At 41.4% G+C, this 20,377-nt stretch carries 22 protein-coding genes, 1 pseudogene and 1 other annotated feature; of the genes and pseudogenes, 22 read left to right on the top strand and 1 reads right to left on the bottom strand.

The genetic code is table 11. The features are described 5' to 3' along the window. The first annotated feature begins 123 nt into the window (after positions 1–123). From CHF41_RS07520 to lacG, 19 genes and pseudogenes are all read left to right on the top strand, one after another. Complete coding sequence (locus tag CHF41_RS07520) at positions 124–963, top strand: thymidylate synthase (RefSeq protein ID WP_119876695.1); 840 nt, start codon at positions 124–126, stop codon at positions 961–963. A gap of 119 nt (positions 964–1,082) precedes the next feature. Then, on the top strand, positions 1,083–1,595 hold the full coding sequence (locus tag CHF41_RS07515) for a dihydrofolate reductase (protein ID WP_119876694.1): 513 nt from the start codon (positions 1,083–1,085) through the stop codon (positions 1,593–1,595). A gap of 2 nt (positions 1,596–1,597) precedes the next feature. Then, on the top strand, positions 1,598–1,768 hold the full coding sequence (locus CHF41_RS07510; protein WP_089503441.1) for a hypothetical protein: 171 nt from the start codon (positions 1,598–1,600) through the stop codon (positions 1,766–1,768). A 20-nt stretch (positions 1,769–1,788) separates the two neighbouring features. Beyond that, positions 1,789–3,018 (top strand): ATP-dependent Clp protease ATP-binding subunit ClpX, encoded by a 1,230-nt coding sequence (clpX, locus tag CHF41_RS07505; protein ID WP_119876693.1) that lies wholly within the window; start codon positions 1,789–1,791, stop codon positions 3,016–3,018. Positions 3,019–3,027: 9 nt separating this feature from the next. Next, entirely contained in the window at positions 3,028–3,615 is a 588-nt protein-coding gene (gene yihA, locus CHF41_RS07500) for a ribosome biogenesis GTP-binding protein YihA/YsxC (protein WP_119876692.1), read from the top strand. Between the two features lie 117 nt (positions 3,616–3,732). After that, positions 3,733–4,686 (top strand): IS30 family transposase, encoded by a 954-nt coding sequence (locus tag CHF41_RS07495; protein WP_119876374.1) that lies wholly within the window; start codon positions 3,733–3,735, stop codon positions 4,684–4,686. Between the two features lie 99 nt (positions 4,687–4,785). After that, positions 4,786–4,914, top strand: a sequence feature (ribosomal protein L10 leader region). Between the two features lie 37 nt (positions 4,915–4,951). Next, positions 4,952–5,452, top strand: coding sequence for a 50S ribosomal protein L10 (gene rplJ, locus CHF41_RS07490; RefSeq protein WP_119876691.1), 501 nt, complete (start codon positions 4,952–4,954; stop codon positions 5,450–5,452). A 73-nt stretch (positions 5,453–5,525) separates the two neighbouring features. Continuing rightward, entirely contained in the window at positions 5,526–5,894 is a 369-nt protein-coding gene (rplL, locus tag CHF41_RS07485; RefSeq protein ID WP_061564003.1) for a 50S ribosomal protein L7/L12, read from the top strand. 249 nt (positions 5,895–6,143) lie between these two features. Then, positions 6,144–6,305: pseudogene (locus CHF41_RS10200) on the top strand (aldo/keto reductase); the annotation flags it as partial. Between the two features lie 17 nt (positions 6,306–6,322). Beyond that, positions 6,323–6,934, top strand: coding sequence for a histidine phosphatase family protein (locus CHF41_RS07475; RefSeq protein WP_119876690.1), 612 nt, complete (start codon positions 6,323–6,325; stop codon positions 6,932–6,934). A 1-nt stretch (position 6,935) separates the two neighbouring features. Continuing rightward, positions 6,936–7,775, top strand: a complete 840-nt coding sequence (locus CHF41_RS07470; RefSeq protein WP_119876689.1) for an HAD family hydrolase — start codon at positions 6,936–6,938, stop codon at positions 7,773–7,775. Between the two features lie 279 nt (positions 7,776–8,054). Next, the gene (locus CHF41_RS07465) at positions 8,055–8,816 is read left to right on the top strand and encodes a DeoR/GlpR family DNA-binding transcription regulator (RefSeq protein ID WP_119876688.1); all 762 of its coding nucleotides are present in this window, start codon (positions 8,055–8,057) and stop codon (positions 8,814–8,816) included. 184 nt (positions 8,817–9,000) lie between these two features. Then, positions 9,001–9,423, top strand: coding sequence for a galactose-6-phosphate isomerase subunit LacA (lacA, locus tag CHF41_RS07460; protein ID WP_119876687.1), 423 nt, complete (start codon positions 9,001–9,003; stop codon positions 9,421–9,423). Positions 9,424–9,449: 26 nt separating this feature from the next. Next, positions 9,450–9,965 carry a galactose-6-phosphate isomerase subunit LacB gene (gene lacB, locus CHF41_RS07455; RefSeq protein WP_119876686.1) on the top strand — a complete coding sequence of 172 codons (516 nt, stop codon included), beginning with the start codon at positions 9,450–9,452 and terminating at the stop codon, positions 9,963–9,965. A gap of 29 nt (positions 9,966–9,994) precedes the next feature. Further along, positions 9,995–10,990: a tagatose-bisphosphate aldolase gene (gene lacD, locus CHF41_RS07450; protein WP_119876685.1), complete on the top strand. Its 996-nt coding sequence runs from the start codon at positions 9,995–9,997 to the stop codon at positions 10,988–10,990. Between the two features lie 171 nt (positions 10,991–11,161). Continuing rightward, on the top strand, positions 11,162–11,995 hold the full coding sequence (locus tag CHF41_RS07445) for a PRD domain-containing protein (RefSeq protein WP_119876684.1): 834 nt from the start codon (positions 11,162–11,164) through the stop codon (positions 11,993–11,995). Positions 11,996–12,038: 43 nt separating this feature from the next. Next, on the top strand, positions 12,039–12,362 hold the full coding sequence (locus CHF41_RS07440; protein WP_119876683.1) for a PTS lactose/cellobiose transporter subunit IIA: 324 nt from the start codon (positions 12,039–12,041) through the stop codon (positions 12,360–12,362). Then, positions 12,355–14,040, top strand: coding sequence for a lactose-specific PTS transporter subunit EIIC (locus CHF41_RS07435; RefSeq protein WP_119876682.1), 1,686 nt, complete (start codon positions 12,355–12,357; stop codon positions 14,038–14,040). The genes CHF41_RS07440 and CHF41_RS07435 overlap by 8 nt, the downstream gene beginning before the upstream one ends. A 9-nt stretch (positions 14,041–14,049) precedes the next feature. Next, the gene (gene lacG / locus CHF41_RS07430) at positions 14,050–15,459 is read left to right on the top strand and encodes a 6-phospho-beta-galactosidase (protein ID WP_119876681.1); all 1,410 of its coding nucleotides are present in this window, start codon (positions 14,050–14,052) and stop codon (positions 15,457–15,459) included. Between the two features lie 557 nt (positions 15,460–16,016). On the opposite strand, the gene CHF41_RS07425 is transcribed toward lacG, so the two are convergent. Continuing rightward, the gene (locus tag CHF41_RS07425) at positions 16,017–16,976 is read right to left on the bottom strand and encodes a polysaccharide deacetylase family protein (protein WP_119876680.1); all 960 of its coding nucleotides are present in this window, start codon (positions 16,974–16,976) and stop codon (positions 16,017–16,019) included. Between the two features lie 100 nt (positions 16,977–17,076). On the opposite strand from CHF41_RS07425, the gene CHF41_RS07420 reads away from it, so the two are divergent. From CHF41_RS07420 to murB, 3 genes are all read left to right on the top strand, one after another. Beyond that, a complete protein-coding gene (locus tag CHF41_RS07420; protein WP_119876679.1) occupies positions 17,077–18,363 on the top strand; it encodes a homoserine dehydrogenase in 1,287 nt (428 codons plus the stop codon). A 1-nt stretch (position 18,364) separates the two neighbouring features. Then, positions 18,365–19,228 carry a homoserine kinase gene (gene thrB, locus CHF41_RS07415; RefSeq protein WP_119876678.1) on the top strand — a complete coding sequence of 288 codons (864 nt, stop codon included), beginning with the start codon at positions 18,365–18,367 and terminating at the stop codon, positions 19,226–19,228. Positions 19,229–19,375: 147 nt separating this feature from the next. Beyond that, entirely contained in the window at positions 19,376–20,278 is a 903-nt protein-coding gene (gene murB / locus CHF41_RS07410) for a UDP-N-acetylmuramate dehydrogenase (protein WP_119876677.1), read from the top strand. Positions 20,279–20,377 lie beyond the last annotated feature (99 nt).

Genomic DNA, 20,377 nt, shown 5'->3' with positions numbered 1-20,377 from the left:
AATCAACAGGAGTGTCTTTCTTTTGTCTCATTTAGAGGAGGAACGTACTAGCTACTTTTCTTTTCTAGTCTTTTAAGACACTAGAAAAAAGACAAAATAGTAGAGAAGTGATATACTAGATTCATGACAAAAGCAGATACTATTTTTAAAGAAAATATCCAAAAAATCATGAACGAAGGTGTCTTTTCAGAAAATGCCCGCCCTCGTTATAAGGACGGAAATGTCGCGAATTCCAAGTACATTACAGGCGCTTTTGCTGAGTATGACTTATCAAAGGGCGAGTTTCCCATTACCACCCTACGCCCGATTCCCATCAAGTCAGCCGTTAAGGAAGTTTGCTGGATTTACCAAGACCAGACCAATAGTCTTTCTGTTCTAAATGACAAGTATGGCGTGACCTACTGGAATGACTGGGAAGTGGGAGAAACAGGTACTATCGGGGAGCGCTATGGGGCTGTTGTTAAAAAACATCAGATTATGGACAAAATTCTTCAGCAATTAGAGAAAAATCCATGGAATCGTCGCAATATCATCTCGCTCTGGGATTATGAGGCTTTCGAGGAGTCAGAGGGGCTCTTGCCCTGTGCCTTTCAGACCATGTTTGATGTACGGCGTGTGGACGGCGATATCTATCTTGACGCAACATTGACCCAGCGCAGTAATGACATGCTGGTGGCTCATCACATCAATGCCATGCAGTATGTGGCGCTTCAGATGATGATTGCTAAACACTTCGGCTGGAAGGTTGGGAAGTTCTTTTATTTCATCAATAACCTGCACATCTATGACAACCAATTTGAGCAAGCAGAAGAGCTTCTACGTCGCAAGCCAAGTAGCTGTCAACCAAAACTCGTCTTGAATGTGCCAGACGGAACTAATTTCTATGACATCAAGCCAGAAGATTTTGAGTTAGTCGATTATGACCCAGTGAAACCACAACTGAAGTTTGATTTAGCGATTTAATGTAATGGGTGAATAGCAACAATAGAATAATGACAGGGTACTAGGTCATGCCTAGTCTCTGCATTTTTTATCGAATTTTGATAGAATATAGTCAAATTAAAATAAAAAAGGAAGAGACAATGACAAAGAAGATTTCTGCCATTTGGGCACAGGATGAACAAGGTTTGATTGGTAAAGAGGGTGGTCTTCCGTGGTCATTGAAAGCTGATTTAGAGCATTTTAAGCAGACGACAACTGGTCATGCCATGGTCATGGGGCGTATCACCTTTGACGGTATGGGCAAGCGCGCTCTTCCAAACCGTATCTCGATTATCTTGACGCATGATGCGGATTATCAAGTCGAGCATGAATGTGCCCTTGTGATGCATAGCGTTGAGGAAGTCTTGGACTGGTACAATCAGCAGGATAAGAATCTCTACGTGATTGGCGGAGGACAGATTTTTACAGCTTTTGAAACCTATACAGATGAGCTTGTAACGACGGATATTCATGCCAGTTTTGAAGGAGATACTTATTTTCCAGTGACCTTTGATTGGTCTGTTTTTGAGGAAGTTAGTACGATAAGACACGAGCGAGATGCAGAAAATCCAGTTGATTTCACCGTGAGAATATTTGAAAGAAAAGAGAACTAATCATGCAGAAAAGTTTATTTGGTTTATTTACTGCGATTTTATGCGGTATCTGTGTGCTTTGCTCCATCCAAGCTTTCCAAAAAAAGCGGTACGGGCTAGCCACCCTCTTTCTCTTAAATGCAGTGACCAATTTAGTGAATAGTATTCATGCCTTTTATGGCGTATTATTTTAGATAGGGATAGGATAGAAAAAATGCCAAAACATCATCATCCATCAGAGCTTATTTACTGCTCATTTTGTGGAAAGAATCAAGAAGAAGTAAAGAAAATCATCGCAGGAAATAATGTCTTTATCTGTAATGAATGTGTGGAGTTAGCCCAAGAAATTATTCGTGAAGAATTAGCAGAAGAAGTCTTGACAGACTTAGCTGACACCCCTAAACCGCAGGAGCTACTTACGATTTTAAACCACTATGTCATCGGACAAGACCGTGCCAAACGTGCCCTAGCAGTAGCGGTTTACAACCATTACAAACGGATTAACTTTCAAGATAGTCGCGAAGAAAATGATGTGGATTTGCAAAAGTCCAATATTCTCATGATTGGTCCGACCGGTTCTGGAAAGACCTTTCTTGCTCAAACATTGGCTAAAAGTCTGAATGTTCCCTTTGCCATTGCGGACGCGACAGCCTTGACAGAAGCTGGTTATGTCGGAGAAGACGTTGAAAATATCCTCTTAAAACTGCTCCAAGCGGCTGATTTTAATATTGACCGTGCAGAGCGTGGTATCATCTATGTCGATGAAATTGATAAAATCGCTAAAAAAGGGGAAAACGTATCGATTACAAGAGATGTCTCAGGAGAGGGAGTACAGCAAGCCCTTCTAAAAATCATTGAGGGAACTGTGGCTAGTGTTCCACCACAAGGTGGACGCAAGCATCCGCAGCAGGAGATGATTCAGCTGGATACCAAAAATATCCTCTTTATCGTAGGTGGAGCGTTTGACGGTATCGAAGAAATTGTCAAGCAGCGCATGGGAGAAAAAATCATCGGTTTCGGACACAACAACCGTGCCATTGATGAAACAGAATCCTATATGCAGCACATTATCGCAGACGATATCCAAAAATTTGGTATTATTCCTGAGTTGATCGGTCGCTTACCAGTCTTTGCTCCTCTTGATCAGTTGACGACAGAAGACCTGATTCGCATTTTGACCGAGCCGAAAAATGCCCTTGTGAAACAGTATCAGACTCTATTGTCTTATGACGGTGTGGAGTTAGACTTTGACAAAGAAGCTCTTGAAGAAATTGCCAAACGGGCAATTGAGCGCAAGACAGGCGCGCGCGGTCTTCGTTCGATTATCGAAGAAACTATGCTTGATGTCATGTTTGAAGTACCAAGCCAAGACGAGGTGAAGCGCGTTCGGATTACCAAAGAAGCAGTAGATGGAAAGGCCCAGCCTATCTTAGAGACGGCATAAGGAGAGTACATGGAAATCAATACAAACAATGCTGAAATCCTCTTGAGTGCTGTATCTAAGGCACAATATCCACAAGATGAGATGCCAGAAATTGCTCTTGCAGGTCGCTCCAATGTTGGCAAATCCTCCTTTATCAATACGCTCCTCGGCCGTAAAAATCTAGCACGTACTTCTAGCAAGCCTGGAAAAACACAGCAGTTAAACTTTTATAATATTGATGATAAGATTCGCTTTGTTGATGTACCGGGTTATGGTTATGCGAAGGTTTCAAAGACTGAGCGTGCTAAATGGGGGAAAATGATTGAAGAATATCTGACCAGCCGTGAAAATCTACGAGCAGTGGTCAGTCTTGTTGATATGCGCCATGAACCATCTGCTGACGATGTTCAAATGTACGAGTTCTTGAAATATTATGACATTCCCGTCATCGTTGTGGCAACAAAGGCGGATAAAATTCCCCGTGGCAAATGGAATAAGCATGAATCGATGATTAAGAAAAAACTAGATTTTGATAAGAATGACCAGTTTGTCGTTTTTTCATCTGAAACTAGACATGGATTTGACCAAGCTTGGGAGAGCATTTTGAATGAAATTTAAAAAAATGTAGTAAGACATCGAAAGTTCTACAATGAAGTTAGCCAGTCAAGGGTATAAAAAAACATCTCAGAGAGATATAATTGTAATCACCACAAGAACAATTAGAAAGACTCTGAGATGCAACACTATTATACACCAAAAAGGAAACATTTGACACTAGCTGAGCGTAGAATGATTGAGCGTTGGCTTCAAGAAGGGTTCTCAAATCGTGAAATCGCTAGAAGATTAGAGAAGGCTCCTCAAACCATTCACAACGAAGTCAAACGTGGTCAGGTTAGGCAACAAGTGCGTAAAGGAAAATTTGAAATAATCTACTCAGCTGACTTCGCTCAAAAAACCTATCAAAATAATCGCAAACATTCTGTGAAGCAAACTTCCCTAACCAAGGAACTCAAAGAAAAAATTCTTCACTACATCAAACAGAAATACTCTCCTGAGATGATGGTAAAAGTAAAAGGGATACCTGCCTCCGTCTCCACCATTTACTACTGGATTCATCGTGGGCACTTAGGGTTGACCAAGGCTGACATGCTTTATCCTCGGAAAGAGAAAACGAAGAAAAAACAAGCGAGTCCTAACTTTAAGCCGGCTGGAAAATCGATTGAGGAACGACCAGAAAGCATTAATCAACGTGAGAATGTTGGTGATGTTGAAATTGATACAGTTATTCAAACACGGGCAAAAAATGAGTGTCTGTTGACTCTAACTGATAGAAAGAGTCGTTATCAAATCATCCGACTTATTCCCGATAAGTCCGCGTCTTCAGTCAATCAAGCTCTGAAAATGATCCTCAGAGATTATCAAATTAACTCAATCACAGCTGATAACGGGACTGAATTCAGTCGTTTAGCAGAAGTTTTTGACCCCGATCATATCTACTATGCCCACCCTTATTCCTCTTGGGAGAGGGGAACTAATGAGAATCATAATAGACTCATCCGGCGTTGGTTGCCTAAGAGAAGCAAAAATGTGACTCAACAACAAGTCACATTTATTGAAAACTGGATTAACAACTATCCAAAGAAGATATTGGGTTACAAATCTCCTAGAGAATTTTTACAGACTGGCTAACTTGAACTTGAAATTTGCCATGTAGTAAGACATGCTACATTTTTTAATTTTTTTGAGTAAAAACTCTTGCAAAGACGCAAAAAGTATGATAGTATGAATAAGGTTTGAAAAAACTGACCTAAGACAGTAGGGGAGTTCAACTCATAAACATCCTACCGAGGCACAAAACGGATAGAAAACGTATTTGTACTTTCGTGTCTAGGTTTGGCGCGTTTTTTTATTGGAACAAGCTCAAACCCAAAATAATAACGGAGGTAAAACACTAATGAGTGAAGCTATTATCGCTAAAAAAGCAGAATTAGTTGATCAAGTTGCTGAGAAGATGAAAGCTGCAGCATCTATCGTAGTTGTGGATGCACGTGGTTTGACAGTTGAGCAAGATACCGTTCTTCGTCGTGACTTACGCGGAAGCGAAGTTGAGTACAAGGTCATCAAAAACTCAATCTTACGTCGTGCAGCTGAAAAAGCTGGTCTTGAAGAACTTGCATCAGTTTTTGTTGGACCATCTGCCATTGCATTTTCAAATGAAGATGTTATTGCGCCAGCAAAAATCTTGAACGACTTTGCTAAAACAGCTGAAGCCCTTGAAATCAAAGGTGGTACTATCGAAGGTAAAGTTTCTTCTAAAGAAGAAATCCAAGCCCTTGCAGCATTGCCAAACAGAGAAGGTATGCTTTCTATGCTCTTGTCTGTACTTCAAGCACCAGTTCGCAACGTTGCATACGCTGTCAAAGCTGTTGCAGAAAGCAAAGAAGACGCTGCTTAATGCGTCAACGCGTAGCCTAGTGCTACACCCATCTATTATTTATTAAAAACAAAACTATTTGGAGGAAATAACAATGGCATTGAACATTGAAAACATTATTGCTGAAATTAAAGAAGCTTCAATCCTTGAGCTTAACGATCTTGTAAAAGCGATCGAAGAAGAATTTGGTGTAACTGCGGCTGCTCCTGTAGCAGTTGCTGCAGCTGGTGCTGCTGACGCTGGTGCTGCTAAAGATTCATTCGACGTTGAATTGACATCTGCCGGCGACAAAAAAGTTGGCGTTATCAAAGTTGTACGTGAAATTACTGGTCTTGGTCTTAAAGAAGCTAAAGAACTTGTTGACGGTGCACCTGCAGTCGTTAAAGAAGGCGTTGCAACTGCAGAAGCTGAAGAAATCAAAGCTAAATTGGAAGAAGCTGGAGCTTCAGTTACTCTTAAATAATAGAGTACCAATTTCACAAAACATGGAATCTTGTTCCATGTTTTTTTGTGTCAAATAATTGACATAGTTAGAAGTGAATCATATAGCCAGTCTAAATATACTATTTTTCAAAAAATGAAAATAGTGTATTTTAATTTTGAGTAGATCACTTCATTTTTTCAAAAGCAAAGCACCAGCCTATTTGGTGGTGCATGATCATTCTATCGTTCTCTTTACTCGAACCGTGTTTCTTCCATAATTTTTGAGGAGGCCTGGCTATGGAAAAAAGGGGTAGTAGCACCCATTGTGGGGGTAACCAAAGAAACATACTTGGATGATTATATGGGAGCCTTTGTGGTGAGCTTATCCGATGCAGATATAGCTTATCTAGAAGAATGTTATCTTCCCCATCCGATTGTAGGGGCAGTTTAATCGAGAAAGGATAGATAATGGCAAAGACCTTTTATGTAATGAGGCATGGAGAAACCTTCTTTAATACGCAAAGACGTGTGCAGGGCTGGTCAGATTCTCCCTTGACAGAAAATGGAATCGCCCAGGCACAAACCGTTGCAGACTACTTTGAGCGGGAAGGGGTGCATTTTGAAGCTGTTTACAGCTCCACCCAAGAACGGGCAACAGATACGGCAAAAATTGTAGCAAGGACAGATGAAATAACACAATTAAAGGGCATTAAAGAAATGAACTTTGGGATTTTTGAAGCCCAATCTGAAATGTTATTGCCCAAACATCGACCAAATGCGAAATCGTTTGAGGATTTGTTGGTTCCCTATGGTGGAGAGGATATTATCGCAGTCGGAAGGCGTGTTCGTCAAACACTTTTGGACACGATGTCTCATCGCCACGGTCCTTGCTTATTTGTCAGCCACGGAGCGGCTATGTGGGGCCTAATTCAATTATTGAAGCTTGAATTTCCACCAGAACTTCGATTTAGTAATTGTGCAATTCTAAAATGGACCTTGACAGACGATTACTTGACCTTGGCAGAAGTAATTCTTCCGGCAGAAGAGTTTAAGGTGCATTCCTTTAAAGAAGGAGAATAGGATGAAAAAAATCATTTTTCTAGATGTAGATGGTACCTTGGTGGACTATCACAACCGCATTCCATCTAGCGCGGTGACAGCCATTCAGAAGGCAAGAAAAAATGGTCACTTGGTCTATGTCTGTACAGGACGTAGCCGAGCAGAGATGCAGACAGACATTTGGGAAATCGGCATCGATGGTATGATTGGGGGAAATGGCTCCTATGTAGAACACCATGGACAAGTCATCATGCACCAGTTAATTGCAAAAGAAGATGCCATTGCAGTCGTGGACTGGCTTTACGACAGAGGACTCGAGTTCTATCTTGAAAGCAATAACGGACTTTTTGCGAGTAACCAGTTTCAAGAAAAGGGAAAGCCAGTTCTTCACACTTACATGCTTGGTAAGGGGATACCAGCTGAACAAGTAGAAGATTTAGAAGTTGGTGACATGATTCACGGTCTGGTTTTTGGTGAGGAACTCTACCGCGATGACCTCAATAAAATCAGCTTTATTCTCTCTTCTTACCAAGACCATTTGGACTCCAAAGAGGCCTTTCCACAATTAGCAGCCAATACCTGGGGTGGTCGTGGTGAGACTGCACTCTTTGGTGACTTAGGAATCAAAAATTTAGATAAGGCACGCGCTATTAAGGTTCTATTGGAACATCTCGGACACCCTCAAGAAGATACCATTGCCTTTGGAGATGCGAAAATTGACATTCCGATGTTGGAGTATTGTGCTATCGGTGTAGCAATGGGAAATGGAGGTTCTGAAATTCTAGCCATGGCTGATATGGTGACAGATGATGTTGAACACGACGGGCTTTATCATGCTTTTGAAAGGTTAGGTTTGATTTAAGAACCTGTATTCACAACTTAGCAACTCTATTTAGGGCTTATTATTCGCTATTCATCATTACTTTTTTCGAAATACAGTCAGTATTCCTTCAAAAAAACGCCTTGATTATTGTAAAATAGGATCCCGATTAGAATTACTTCGTTTATAAATACAGGTTCTAAGTCGTAACCATCCGTTTTCCATATCTTGTTATTTTCCCAAATCAAACATTCGATGTTGTTTTTTTCAACATTTTTATCAAAATTTGATATAATAAAGTAAAAAACAAGGGGGCAAGAGATGAACAAACAAGAGCGACTAGAAGAAATTACTCGATTAGTGCATAAAAAAGGGACAATTCGCATTTCAGAGATTGTCGATTTGCTAAATGTGACGGACATGACTGTCCGAAGAGACTTCAGCGAGCTTGAGAACAAGGGAGTGTTAACCAAGATTCATGGTGGTGCGAGAAGCAACAAGGCCTTTCAGTTGAGGGAGTTTTCTCATTCAGAAAAGCATGTGCAAAATATTGAGACCAAGCGAGCGATTGCTGCAACAGCAGCCAGTCTGATTGAAGATGGTGATACGATTTTCTTGGGACCAGGTACTACTGTTGCCTGTCTTGCAGAGGCTATTAGCAATTCAAAACTAACAGTGATTACTAATTGCCTCCCTATTTTTACCATCTTATCTCAGAAGAAATCAGAAGATTTTCAAGTCTTTCTTCTTGGCGGTGAATGGCGCCAAGTAACCGAATCATTTGTTGGTGAGATGACTAATACAATCCTAGAAAAAATGCACTTTAGTAAGATGTTTTTTAGTAGCAATGCTGTTAAAGGAAATGACGTCATGACCTCTACTCTGACAGAAGCCTACACTCAACAGCTCGCCCTCAAGCATTCCTTGGAGAAATATTTGCTGATTGATTCCAGTAAAATTGGCAAGGAAGATTTTACCACTTTCTGTCAATTAAAAGATGTAACCGCTGTGATTAGTACACATTTAGCGGACGAAGAACAGTATCGCCACCTAACAGCCTATACAGAAGTGATTAGTGAATAATAGTTGAACAGCAGTGATTGGAACAACCTGCTGTTTTATTGTTGAAATAAACAAAAATGTAAACAAAATATGTTGACTTTGTGTTGAGTTTTATGTATAATACAAACATAAAAGCGAGTTGCTTTTACCTGTTTTGCAAAACATTTTTTCCGGAAGAATATACAAGACCTACAAGGAGAAAACAATGACAATTATTATTGGTGCTGATCCAGCAGGAGAAAAGCTAAAAAACGTTCTTCAAGTCTTTCTTATTGAGTTGGGCTATCCCGTGCTTGATGTAAGTAGTGGCAAAGATTTTGTCGATACTACCTTAGCTATTGCGCAGGAAGTTAATCGACAAGAGGGAAATCTAGGAATTGCAATTGATGCTTACGGAGTCGGTTCTTTCATGACCGCTACCAAAATCAAGGGCATGATTGCAGCAGAAGTCTCAGACGAACGCTCTGCCTATATGACACGAGGTCACAATAACTCCCGTATCATTACCATCGGTAGTGAGATTGTTGGGGAAAGTTTGGCAAAAAATATCGTCAAAGGATTTGTCGAAGGTGTCTATGACGGCGGTCGTCACCAGATTCGTGTCGATATGCTAAATAAGATGTGTTAGGTTTAGCGTAGATAAAGGAGAAAAAGATGAAAATTGCAATTGGATGCGATCATATTGTGACCTATGAAAAAATCGCAGTGGTCAATTATTTGAAAAATCAAGGCTATGAGGTGCTTGATTGTGGGACTTATGATAGTGTCAGAACCCATTATCCGATTTTTGGGAAAAAGGTTGGAGAAGCCGTTGTCAGTGGTCAGGCGGATTTGGGAATCTGTATTTGTGGAACAGGTGTTGGAATCAACAACGCAGTAAACAAAGTGCCAGGTGTCCGTTCAGCACTTGTTCGAGATATGACATCAGCTCTCTATGCCAAAACAGAGTTAAACGCAAATGTCATCGGTTTTGGTGCGAAAGTGACTGGTGAATTGTTAATGTGTGATATCATTGATGCCTTCATTCAAGCAGAATACCAACCGACAGATGAAAACAAACATCTGATTGAAAAACTAGCTAAAATCGAAACCATCAACCAGGATCAAACAGACAGTACTTTCTTTGACGAATTCATTGAAAAATGGAATCGCGGCGAGTACCATGACTAGGTCGAGAGACTAGATAGGTGGAATAGAAGATGACAATAGAAAATCAAAAGTATACCCTAATGGAAAAGGTCAGTAACCAAGAGGGAATTATCTCTGCTCTTGCCTTTGACCAGCGAGGTGCTCTGAAAAAAATGATGGCCAAGTACCAGGCTACAGAGCCTACAGTTGAAGATATTGAACTCTTAAAAAGCATTGTATCAGAAGAGCTAACGCCGTATTCATCGTCTATCTTGCTTGATCCAGAGTACGGTCTTCCGGCTTCTCATATCCGTGATAGTCAGTCAGGATTATTATTAGCCTACGAAAAGACAGGTTACGATGTAACTAGCACTAGCCGCTTACCGGATTGCTTGGTCGAATGGTCGGTCAAACGCCTCAAAAAAGAGGGGGCAGATGCTATCAAGTTCCTTTTGTACTATGATGTAGACGGAGATCCATACGTTAATTTACAAAAGCATGCCTACATCGAACGCTTGGGTTCAGAATGTGCTGCTGAAGGTCTTCCTTTCTTCTTGGAAATCTTGAGCTACGATGAACATATTCCAGATGCTAGCAGTCCAGAGTTTGCTAAGGTCAAACCGAGAAAAGTCATTGAAGCAATGAGAGTGTTCTCTGATAAATCTTTTGGAGTAGATGTCTTGAAAGTAGAAGTCCCAGTCAATATGGCTTATGTTGAAGGATTTGCACAAGGCAATGAAATCGTGTATACACGCGAAGAAGCTGCGGCCTACTTCAAAGAGCAAGATGCGGCAACTCCCCTGCCTTATATCTATTTGAGCGCGGGTGTGTCGGCTAGCCTTTTCCAAGAAACCTTGCAATTTGCTCATGAATCTGGAGCGGCTTTCAATGGTGTCTTGTGCGGACGCGCGACTTGGGCTGACTCCGTTCAAATTTACATGGAAGAAGGCGAAGAAGCAGCTCGAAATTGGCTGAGAACAACAGGGCGCAAGAATATTGAGTCTCTGAATGAAGTGCTTGCTGCAACAGCGTCCTCATGGAAAGAAAGAGTCCGTTTACGCGGATAAATGTAAAGGTTTACAAGAATATTTTTTCGTGATATAATTGTTTCATTAGTTTGTATAGAGTGGATTGTAACTAAGAAAATTAGGCAAGACCGCAGATGAATAGGGGTGGGAACATCCTTAGCTCATTTGTGGTCTTTTGTATTTTGAAAGATAAAGGAGATTATTTTGTAGATGTATCGTATTGTACAACCTTTAAATAATAATGCGGCTTTAGTCAAAAATGAACGAGGAGAGCAGTCTGTTGTTATGGGGATGGGGGTTGCCTTTCAGAAGAAAAAAGGAGACCTAGTGATTGCTCATAAAATTGAAAAGGTCTTTTCCCTCAAAAATTCCGAATCCAAGGACCATTTCTTGATGTTGCTAAAAGATGTTCCACTCGACTTTATTACAGTTACTTATCAGGCTATTGATCAGCTATCACAGCAATATGACTATCCTGTACAAGATTATATCTATATTACCTTAACAACTCATATCCATTGTGCCTATAAAGCAGTCTTAGATCAGACCTATCAGGAAAGCAAGCTCCCGAATATGCTGCAAGATTACCCGATTGAATATCAAATTGCAGCAGAAGCCTTGGCTATTTTCCGTCAAAAAATTCTCCAAGACTTTCCAGATGATGAAATCGGTCGAATTGCCCTGCATTTCATTAATGCGAAAGGTGAGAAAACAGAAGAGCAAATCCTAAAAGTAGAAACTTTGCAGATGGTCTTGTCCTTGGTTGAGCGAGAATTAGCCACATATGGTATTTTGAGAACCAAAGAAAATAGCAAGTTCTATGACCGTTTGATGATTCATTTGACCTACTTTATCCGCTATGCAGATAAGGAAAGGGATGGCACTTCCTCATTAGAACAAATGGTAGCTACCATGAAACTAGCTTATCCTAAGGCCTATGCTCTAGGGACACGAATCCATGATTTGATTACACACGAACTGGGAATGACCTCAAACGAAGGCGAAAAAATGTACATCGTCCTTCATATTCAACGTTTACTATAAATAAAATACTCTTTCATCAACCATATCACAAGGAGGAAATAACATGAATAGAGAAGAAATTACATTACTTGGTTTTGAAATTGTTGCCTTTGCAGGAGACGCCAGATCCAAATTATTGGAGGCATTGACAGCGGCTCAAAAAGGCGAGTTTGACCGCGCAGAGCAGTTGATTGTCGCGGCAAATGAATGTATTGTAGAAGCTCACCACACCCAAACAGCTCTTCTTCAAAAAGAAGCAGCTGGAGAAGATTTAGCATTTAGCGTGACCTTGATGCACGGTCAGGATCATTTGATGACGACCTTATTGTTAAAAGATATGATGTCACATATGATTGAATTATATAAAAGGGGATTAAATCATGAATAAACTGATTGAACAAATTGAGAGAGGAAAACCTCTTTTTGAGAAAATTTCACGGAATATCTACTTGCGTGCCATTCGTGATGGTTTTATAGCAGCTATTCCAGCCATTCTATTTTCAAGTATTTTCTTACTCGTTGCTTTTGTGCCAAATATTTTTGGTTTCAAGTGGTCGGATGAAGCAGTCGGTATGATTATGAAGCCTTATGGCTATACCATGGGGATTGTGGCGGTATTAGTAGCAGGGACAACTGCAAAATCTCTGACAGATAATATCAACCGTGATTTGCCTAAAACAAATCAAATCAACTTTATTTCTACAATGATTGCATCAATCTCTGGCTTCTTGCTCCTTGCTTCAGATGGTATTGAAGGTGGTTTTGCAAATGGCTATATGGGGACAAAAGGTTTGTTAACAGCCTTTGTAGCCGCTTTTGTTACAGTAAATGTTTATCGAGTTTGTGTAAAAAATAATATCACGATTCGGATGCCAGAGGAAGTACCGCCAAATATTTCACAAGTATTTAAGGACATTATTCCATATGCTATTACTATTTTAGGCATCTATGCTATTGATTTGGGAATTCGTCATGCTGTGGGAACGAGCGTAGCTGAAGCTATTTTAAAACTCTTTGAACCATTATTTACAGCAGCAGACGGTTACTTAGGCATTACCATTATTTTTGGTGCCTATGCCCTCTTCTGGTTTGTCGGAATTCATGGTCCGTCTATTGTTGAGCCTGCCATTGCGGCCATTACTTATGCCAATATTGAAACAAACTTTCAATTGTTACAAGCAGGTCAGCATGCAGATAAAGTGCTTACTTCTGGTACACAGATGTTTATTGTTACCATGGGGGGGACAGGAGCAACTTTAGTCGTACCGTTCATGTTTATGTGGTTTTGTAAATCCGAGCGTAATAAGGCGATTGGACGTGCTTCCGTTGTTCCGACCTTCTTTGGTGTCAATGAGCCGATTTTGTTTGGAGCGCCAATTGTTTTGAATCCTGTGTTCTTTGTTCCCTTCATTTTCGCGCCGATTGTTAATGTCTGGATTTTCAAATTCTTTGTTGATACATTGGGCATGAACAGTTTCAGTGTTAATTTACCGTGGACAACACCTGGACCACTGGGTATCATTATGGGGACAAACTTTGCACCTCTAGCCTTTGTTCTTGCTGCTTTGTTGGTCGTAGTAGATATTGTGATTTACTATCCATTCTTAAAGGTGTATGACCACCAAATTTTGGCTGAGGAAAAAGCAGGTAAGGAAAATAATCAGCTTCATGAAAAAGTAGCAGCGAATTTTAATACTGCAAAAGCAGATGCTATTCTTGAACGTCAGTTGTCTGATAAGACAATCACCAAGGAAACCAATGTGTTGGTGCTCTGTGCAGGTGGTGGAACCAGTGGTTTATTGGCCAATGCTCTCACCAAAGCAGCAAAAGAATATGGCGTACCTGTAACAGCTGCGGCAGGAAGTTATGGTGCTCACCGTGAGATCCTACCAGAATATGACCTAGTCATCCTTGCGCCTCAAGTGGCTTCAAACTATGCCGATATGAAACAAGAAACAGATGCGCTAAATATTCGATTGGCGAAAACAGAAGGGGCTGAGTACATTAAGTTAACGCGTGACGGTAAGGGAGCTCTTGCTTTTGTTCAGCAACAGTTAGAAAATTAGGAGTGAAGTATGGCGAAACAATTACCGCAAGATTTTATTTTCGGTGGAGCGACAGCAGCCTATCAGGCAGAAGGAGCGACTAAGCTAGACGGTAAGGGTCCTGTTGCATGGGATAAATATTTAGAAGATAATTATTGGTACCGTGCAGACCCTGCTAGTGATTTTTATCATCGCTATCCAGTTGATTTGGAATTGGCAGAGAAATTCGGAGTGAATGGTATTCGGATTTCCATTGCTTGGTCGCGTATTTTTCCAACAGGGTATGGCAAGGTAAATCCGAGGGGAGTCGAGTTTTATCATCGTTTGTTTGCAGAGTGCCACAAACGACATGTAGAGCCTTTTGTAACCTTACATCATTTTGATACACCTGAAGCCTTGCATTCTCAAGGGGATTTCCTCAACCGAGAAACGATTAATCATTTTGTGGACTATGCAGCTTTTTGCTTTGAAGAATTCTCTGAAGTGAATTTCTGGACTACCTTTAACGAGATTGGTCCGATTGGTGATGGACAGTACTTGGTCGGAAAATTTCCTCCAGGCATCCAATACAATTTAGAGAAAGTCTTTCAGTCTCACCATAATATGATGGTGGCTCACGCACGTGCAGTCAAACTCTTTAAGGATAAGGGCTATGCAGGCGAGATCGGAGTGGTCCATGCTTTGCCGACAAAATATCCTTACAATCCTGAAAATCCAGCTGATGTTCGGGCAGCAGCCTTAGAAGACATTATTCACAATCGCTTTATTTTGGATGCGACTTATCTTGGAAAATATTCAGATGAGACCATGGAGGGTGTACACCACATCTTAGCTGTAAATGGGGGTCAGATTGAATTACTAGATGAAGATTTTGAACATTTACAAGCTGCTAAAGATTTGAATGATTTCCTAGGTATCAATTACTATATGAGTGATTGGATGCGGGGAGACGCAGTCGATGTGACAGAAATTACTCATAACGGAAAAGGAGAAAAAGGCGGATCCAAGTATCAGATTAAAGGCGTTGGCCGCAGAGAATTTGAGGTGGATGTGCCAAGGACGGACTGGGATTGGATGATTTATCCGCAAGGATTGTACGACCAGATTATGCGGGTCAAGACAGACTATCCAAACTACAAAAAAATCTACATTACCGAAAATGGTCTGGGCTATAAGGATGAATTTGTAGACGGTACCGTTTATGACGATGCACGGATTGATTATGTGAAACAGCATCTCAGCGTGGTTTCAGATACCATTGCTGCTGGAGCGAATGTTAAAGGCTATTTCCTTTGGTCCTTAATGGATGTTTTCTCCTGGTCAAACGGCTATGAAAAACGCTACGGGCTTTTCTATGTTGATTTTGACACCCAAAAACGCTATCCCAAGAAAAGTGCTTACTGGTACAAGCAGGTTGCTGAAAGTCAGATAATCGAATAGAAATTGTTTAATAGTCAACGTTTTGACATAACAAGAGACTGGTTTTGAGCACGGTCTCTTGTTTTTACATTACAAAGGGCGCTGAAAAAGGCTAGTGACAATAGGTTAAGATGAAAAGTTAGGGAGAGGTTTTAGGAGACACGATTTTAAAGTCGATTCTTTTTGACACATCATCGATGAAAGAAATTGGTTGCATATTGACAGAGCAGTTATCGCAGAAAGTGGTGACGATTGAGGCTTCTGATATTGCTCCTGCACTTTATACGGCAGACGCCTTACGATGAAATCGATTTTGTTAATTTTGCGTTCTCATTTCTAGGCTCAAGTATTAACGGTTCGGTGGACTGTCCTCGCTCTCTAGTTTCTAGGTTTAGGTATTAATAGTTACTTCTCTGACTATTGATATATGCCAAACTATTCAAAGTATAAAAAAACGAGCCTGGACACTTTTTGTCCCAAGCTCGTTTTTTATTATGGCTTCAAGCCAGTTCTTCTCGCAGAGAAGAACAAGAAAACCACCAGCTAAGCTGGTGGCTAACAAGGCTTCTAGCTTTCATTTATTGCCCAATCGTCTGTAGCAGTCCTTCGGCCGTTGTGACAGGGAGGATGCGGACGCGGTTGAGGGTGAGGAGACCATTTGCCGCAGAAGCAAGTCCTTCGTTGGTGGTTACCCCGAGTTTGTACTGAGCTTCTTCGACCGTTTTGATAGTCTGATCAGAATAGCGACCTGCGGGGTAGGCGATTGCGATGGTGTCTTGATTGAGCTCTTGGTCAAGGTAGGACTTGGAATCTTTTAGTTCCGTATTTTGAGCTTCTAGCGAGCTATATTCCAAATCCGGGTGATTGACGGTATGGCTCTGGAAGGACATGCCATTGTCTCGCATTTCTTTGATTTGTTCCAAGGTCAGATGGTCTGGCTGGGTGTCGGTCACCCCTGTGATGACATTATTGGTTGCTTTCATGTTGTATTGCTTGAGCAGTGGATAAGCAATGCTGTAGAAATCCCACAAGCTATCATCAAAGGTGAGCCAAACGACTTTTTTGCCCTTTGGTAATACATTTTCGGTCAAGATTTTATAGGTTTCTTCAGGAGTAAGTGTGTAGTAGCCTGCTTCTTGAAAGGCCTTGAGATGACTTTCAAATGTCGTCGGATCAACAATCAGGTTGGCGTTGGCAGCCTCTTCAGGCGCCATGACATGGACAGCGTGGTACATGAGTATGGGAATTTTGACAGGTTCGGCTTGTTTTTCCCAGGTAATGTCCTCACTACTTAACGAACTTGCTTCACTTGTCTCTCTAGTTGCTCCTTGGCTAGTGGATGTGGCAGCTGACTTTGTAGCTACTGTTTGGCTTTCTCGAGTGCTTGGCTGTATAACTGCTAGAATGTTGTCACGATTGAGATAAAAAACGATAGCCAGTAGAATGAGTAGTAAGGTACTGATTGCAGCCCATAGACCTTTTGTATGGTTGCGGCGTTTTTTGTGGTTTCGAGTCGAACGACTTCTTTGTGCTGGCATAAGGACCTCCTTTTGATATCTTCCTCTATTATAGCAAATTTTTTGCCAACTGCTTTAATTATCTGATATAATAGTAAAAATAGTTTTTAAAGGAGTAGGCATGACAGTAAAAATTGGATTATTAGGATTTGGTACAGTAGCAAGCGGTATTCCTTTTTTGTTGAAAGAAAACACAGAAAAGATCCAGCAAGCCGCCCAAGATGACATCGAAATTGCTAAGGTTTTGGTAAGGGATGATGTGGAAAAATCACGCTTGGAAGCAGCAGGACACGCATATCATTTTGTCACAAATGTCGATGAGATTTTAGCAGATGACGAGATTCAGATTGTCGTTGAGTTAATGGGGCGTATCGAGCCTGCTAAGACCTTTATCAGCCGTGCCTTAGAAGCAGGTAAGCACGTTGTGACAGCAAATAAAGACTTGCTCGCCGTACATGGAAGTGAGTTGCGCAAGCTTGCAGAAGAGTACGGTGTTGCGCTTTACTATGAAGCAGCCGTTGCAGGTGGTATTCCGATTTTGCGGACCTTGTCAAACTCATTTGTATCTGACAAAGTCACTCGTATCCTTGGAGTATTGAACGGAACTTCTAACTTCATGATGACCAAAATGGTTGATGAGGGCTGGACTTATGAGGAAGCCTTGAAAACGGCTCAGGAATTGGGCTATGCAGAGTCTGACCCGACTAATGACGTAGAGGGAATCGATGCTGCCTATAAGGCTGTTATTCTCAGTCAATTCGCCTTTGGGATGACCATTGATTTTGAAAATGTAGAACACAAGGGCATTTCAACGATTTCCCCAGACGATGTAGCGGTCGCACAAGAATTGGGTTACGTCATCAAATTGGTCGGAGATATTCGCGAGACAGATTCTGGCTTATCGGCGGAAGTCTCACCAACTTTCTTGCCGAAAAATCATCCATTAGCAAGCGTTAATGGTGTAATGAATGCGGTTTTTGTTGAGTCAATCGGTATCGGTCAGTCCATGTACTATGGACCAGGGGCTGGACAAAAACCGACCGCAGCAAGTGTTACAGCCGATATTATTCGCATTGTTCGCCGTTTGAAAGACCAGACAATCGGCAAGGCTTTCAATGAATTTTCTCGTCCGCTTCAACTGGCAGCGCCTGCTGATGTGCGTAGCGAATATTATTTCTCTATCCTAGCACCTGACAAAAATGGGACCTTGTTGCAATTAGCGGAGATTTTCAATGCAGAAGAAATTTCCTTCAAGCAAATTCTCCAACAGGCTTCTGACGGCCTGCAGGCACGTTTAGTCGTTGTCACTCATAGCATGAGCAAAACGCAATTGGAAAATGTCACGGCTAAGCTAGCAGAAGCAACAGACTTCAAGCTTCAAAATACATTCAAAGTGCTGGGAGAATAAGATGAAAATTATTGTACCAGCAACCAGTGCCAATATCGGTCCAGGATTTGATTCTCTCGGTGTGGCCTTGTCTAAATATTTGACTATTGAAGTTGTGAAAGAGCAGGAAGAGTGGTTTGTTGAGCATGATTTAGAATTTGTGCCGTCAGACAAGTACAATCTTTTGATAAAGACAGCTCTAAAAGTATGTCCAGACTTGCAACCACATCATGTTCGTATGCTAAGCGACATTCCACTGGCGCGTGGGCTTGGTTCATCAAGTTCTGTTATTGTAGCAGGGATTGAGCTTGCCAATCAACTAGCGGATTTGCAGCTGAGCGACGATGAAAAATTGCATTTTGCAACGGAAATCGAGGGACATCCTGATAATGTAGCACCTGCGATTTTTGGAAATTTGGTCATCTCAAGTTATGTCAATAAACAGGTAGCGAAGGTTATGACTGATTTTCCAGAAGCAAGTTTCATCGCCTTCATTCCCAACTATCCGTTGCGGACAAGTGAAAGTCGTGGGGTCTTGCCGACACAATTTTCAGCTAAAAAGGCTGTTGCAGCAAGCGCTATTGCCAATGTCGCGATTGCAGCCTTGTTGACAGGAGACTTGGTCGAGGCTGGAAAAGCCATTGAATCAGATCTGTTCCACGAGCCCTTCCGTCAAAAATTGGTGCAGGAATTTTATCCAATCCGTCAATTAGGGCGGGAATTGGGAGCTTATGCGACCTATTTATCAGGAGCAGGGCCAACTATCATGGTCTTAGCAGAAAAGACCAAAGAAGTTGTGATTAAAGAAGCCATTGATGCCCTGCAACTAGAAGGTGAGAGCTTTATCTTGGCGGTAGATAAGCAAGGTGTACGGGTGGAAAACTAAGCCTGTCATCTAACTGAACGAGTATCAAACATCAACGAAAAAATATCTCAAAAAGAAACAGGGAATCAATTCTTTTGTTTCTTTTTTATCGTTTTCTACTAGGATTTTTGATATAATGGACTGAATGCACTTTTGGGGTAAGAAAATATGAAAGAGAAAATAAAACAAACACTAACAGAAATAGATATTCGTTTCGATGAACCATTGAAAGATTATACCTACACCAAGGTTGGAGGTAAAGTGGATTATCTGGCCTTTCCTCGCAATCGTTATGAATTGGTGCGGATTGTTGAATTCGCCAATCAGGAAAACATTCCATGGATGGTACTGGGAAATTCCAGTAATATCATCGTGCGTGACGGTGGGATTCGAGGCTTTGTCATTCGTATGGACAAGCTCAACAGCATTACTGTATCGGGCTACACGATTGAAGCAGAAGCAGGAGCCAATCTAATCCAGACAACGCAGGTAGCTGCTCACCATTCTCTATCAGGTTTTGAATTTGCCTGCGGAATTCCAGGAAGCGTTGGTGGTGCCGTCTTTATGAATGCGGGTGCTTATGGTGGCGAAATTGCCCATATCCTAGTTTCGGCGCAGATTTTAACACCGAAAGGCTATGTGGAAACGCTGGACGCTCGTGAACTGACCTTTGGCTATCGTTCGTCCATTTTACAAGAGAATGGTGCGATTGTCCTGTCAGCAAAATTTGCTTTGAAACCTGGAAATCATACAACAATTAAACAAGAAATGGAACGTTTGACCCACCTACGGGAACTGAAACAGCCCTTGGAATATCCGTCTTGTGGCTCCGTTTTCAAACGCCCTATGGGTCACTTTGCAGGCCAGTTGATTATGGAAGCAGGCTTGAAAGGTCATCGTATCGGCGGTGTTGAAGTATCTGAAAAACATGCAGGATTTATGGTCAATGTCGCAGACGGAACTGCGCAAGATTACGAAGACTTAGTGGCCTATGTCATTGAAGCAGTCGAAAAGCACTCAGGAATTACACTCGAGCGTGAAGTACGGATTTTAGGTGATTCTTTAAAATAAAATCAAAACAATATTCGCAGTAAGGGAGGTGAAGCCTATCGTAGCCGGTAGTATAGAAGGTAGTTATCATACCTTAGAGTCAGAAAAGGCCTAACAGAG

This window comes from Streptococcus respiraculi (assembly GCF_003595525.1).
In the GTDB taxonomy this organism is placed as follows: Bacteria; Bacillota; Bacilli; order Lactobacillales; family Streptococcaceae; genus Streptococcus; species Streptococcus respiraculi.
Note: the sequence above shows the minus strand (reverse complement) of the source record. Positions and strands in the feature narration are given on the sequence as shown.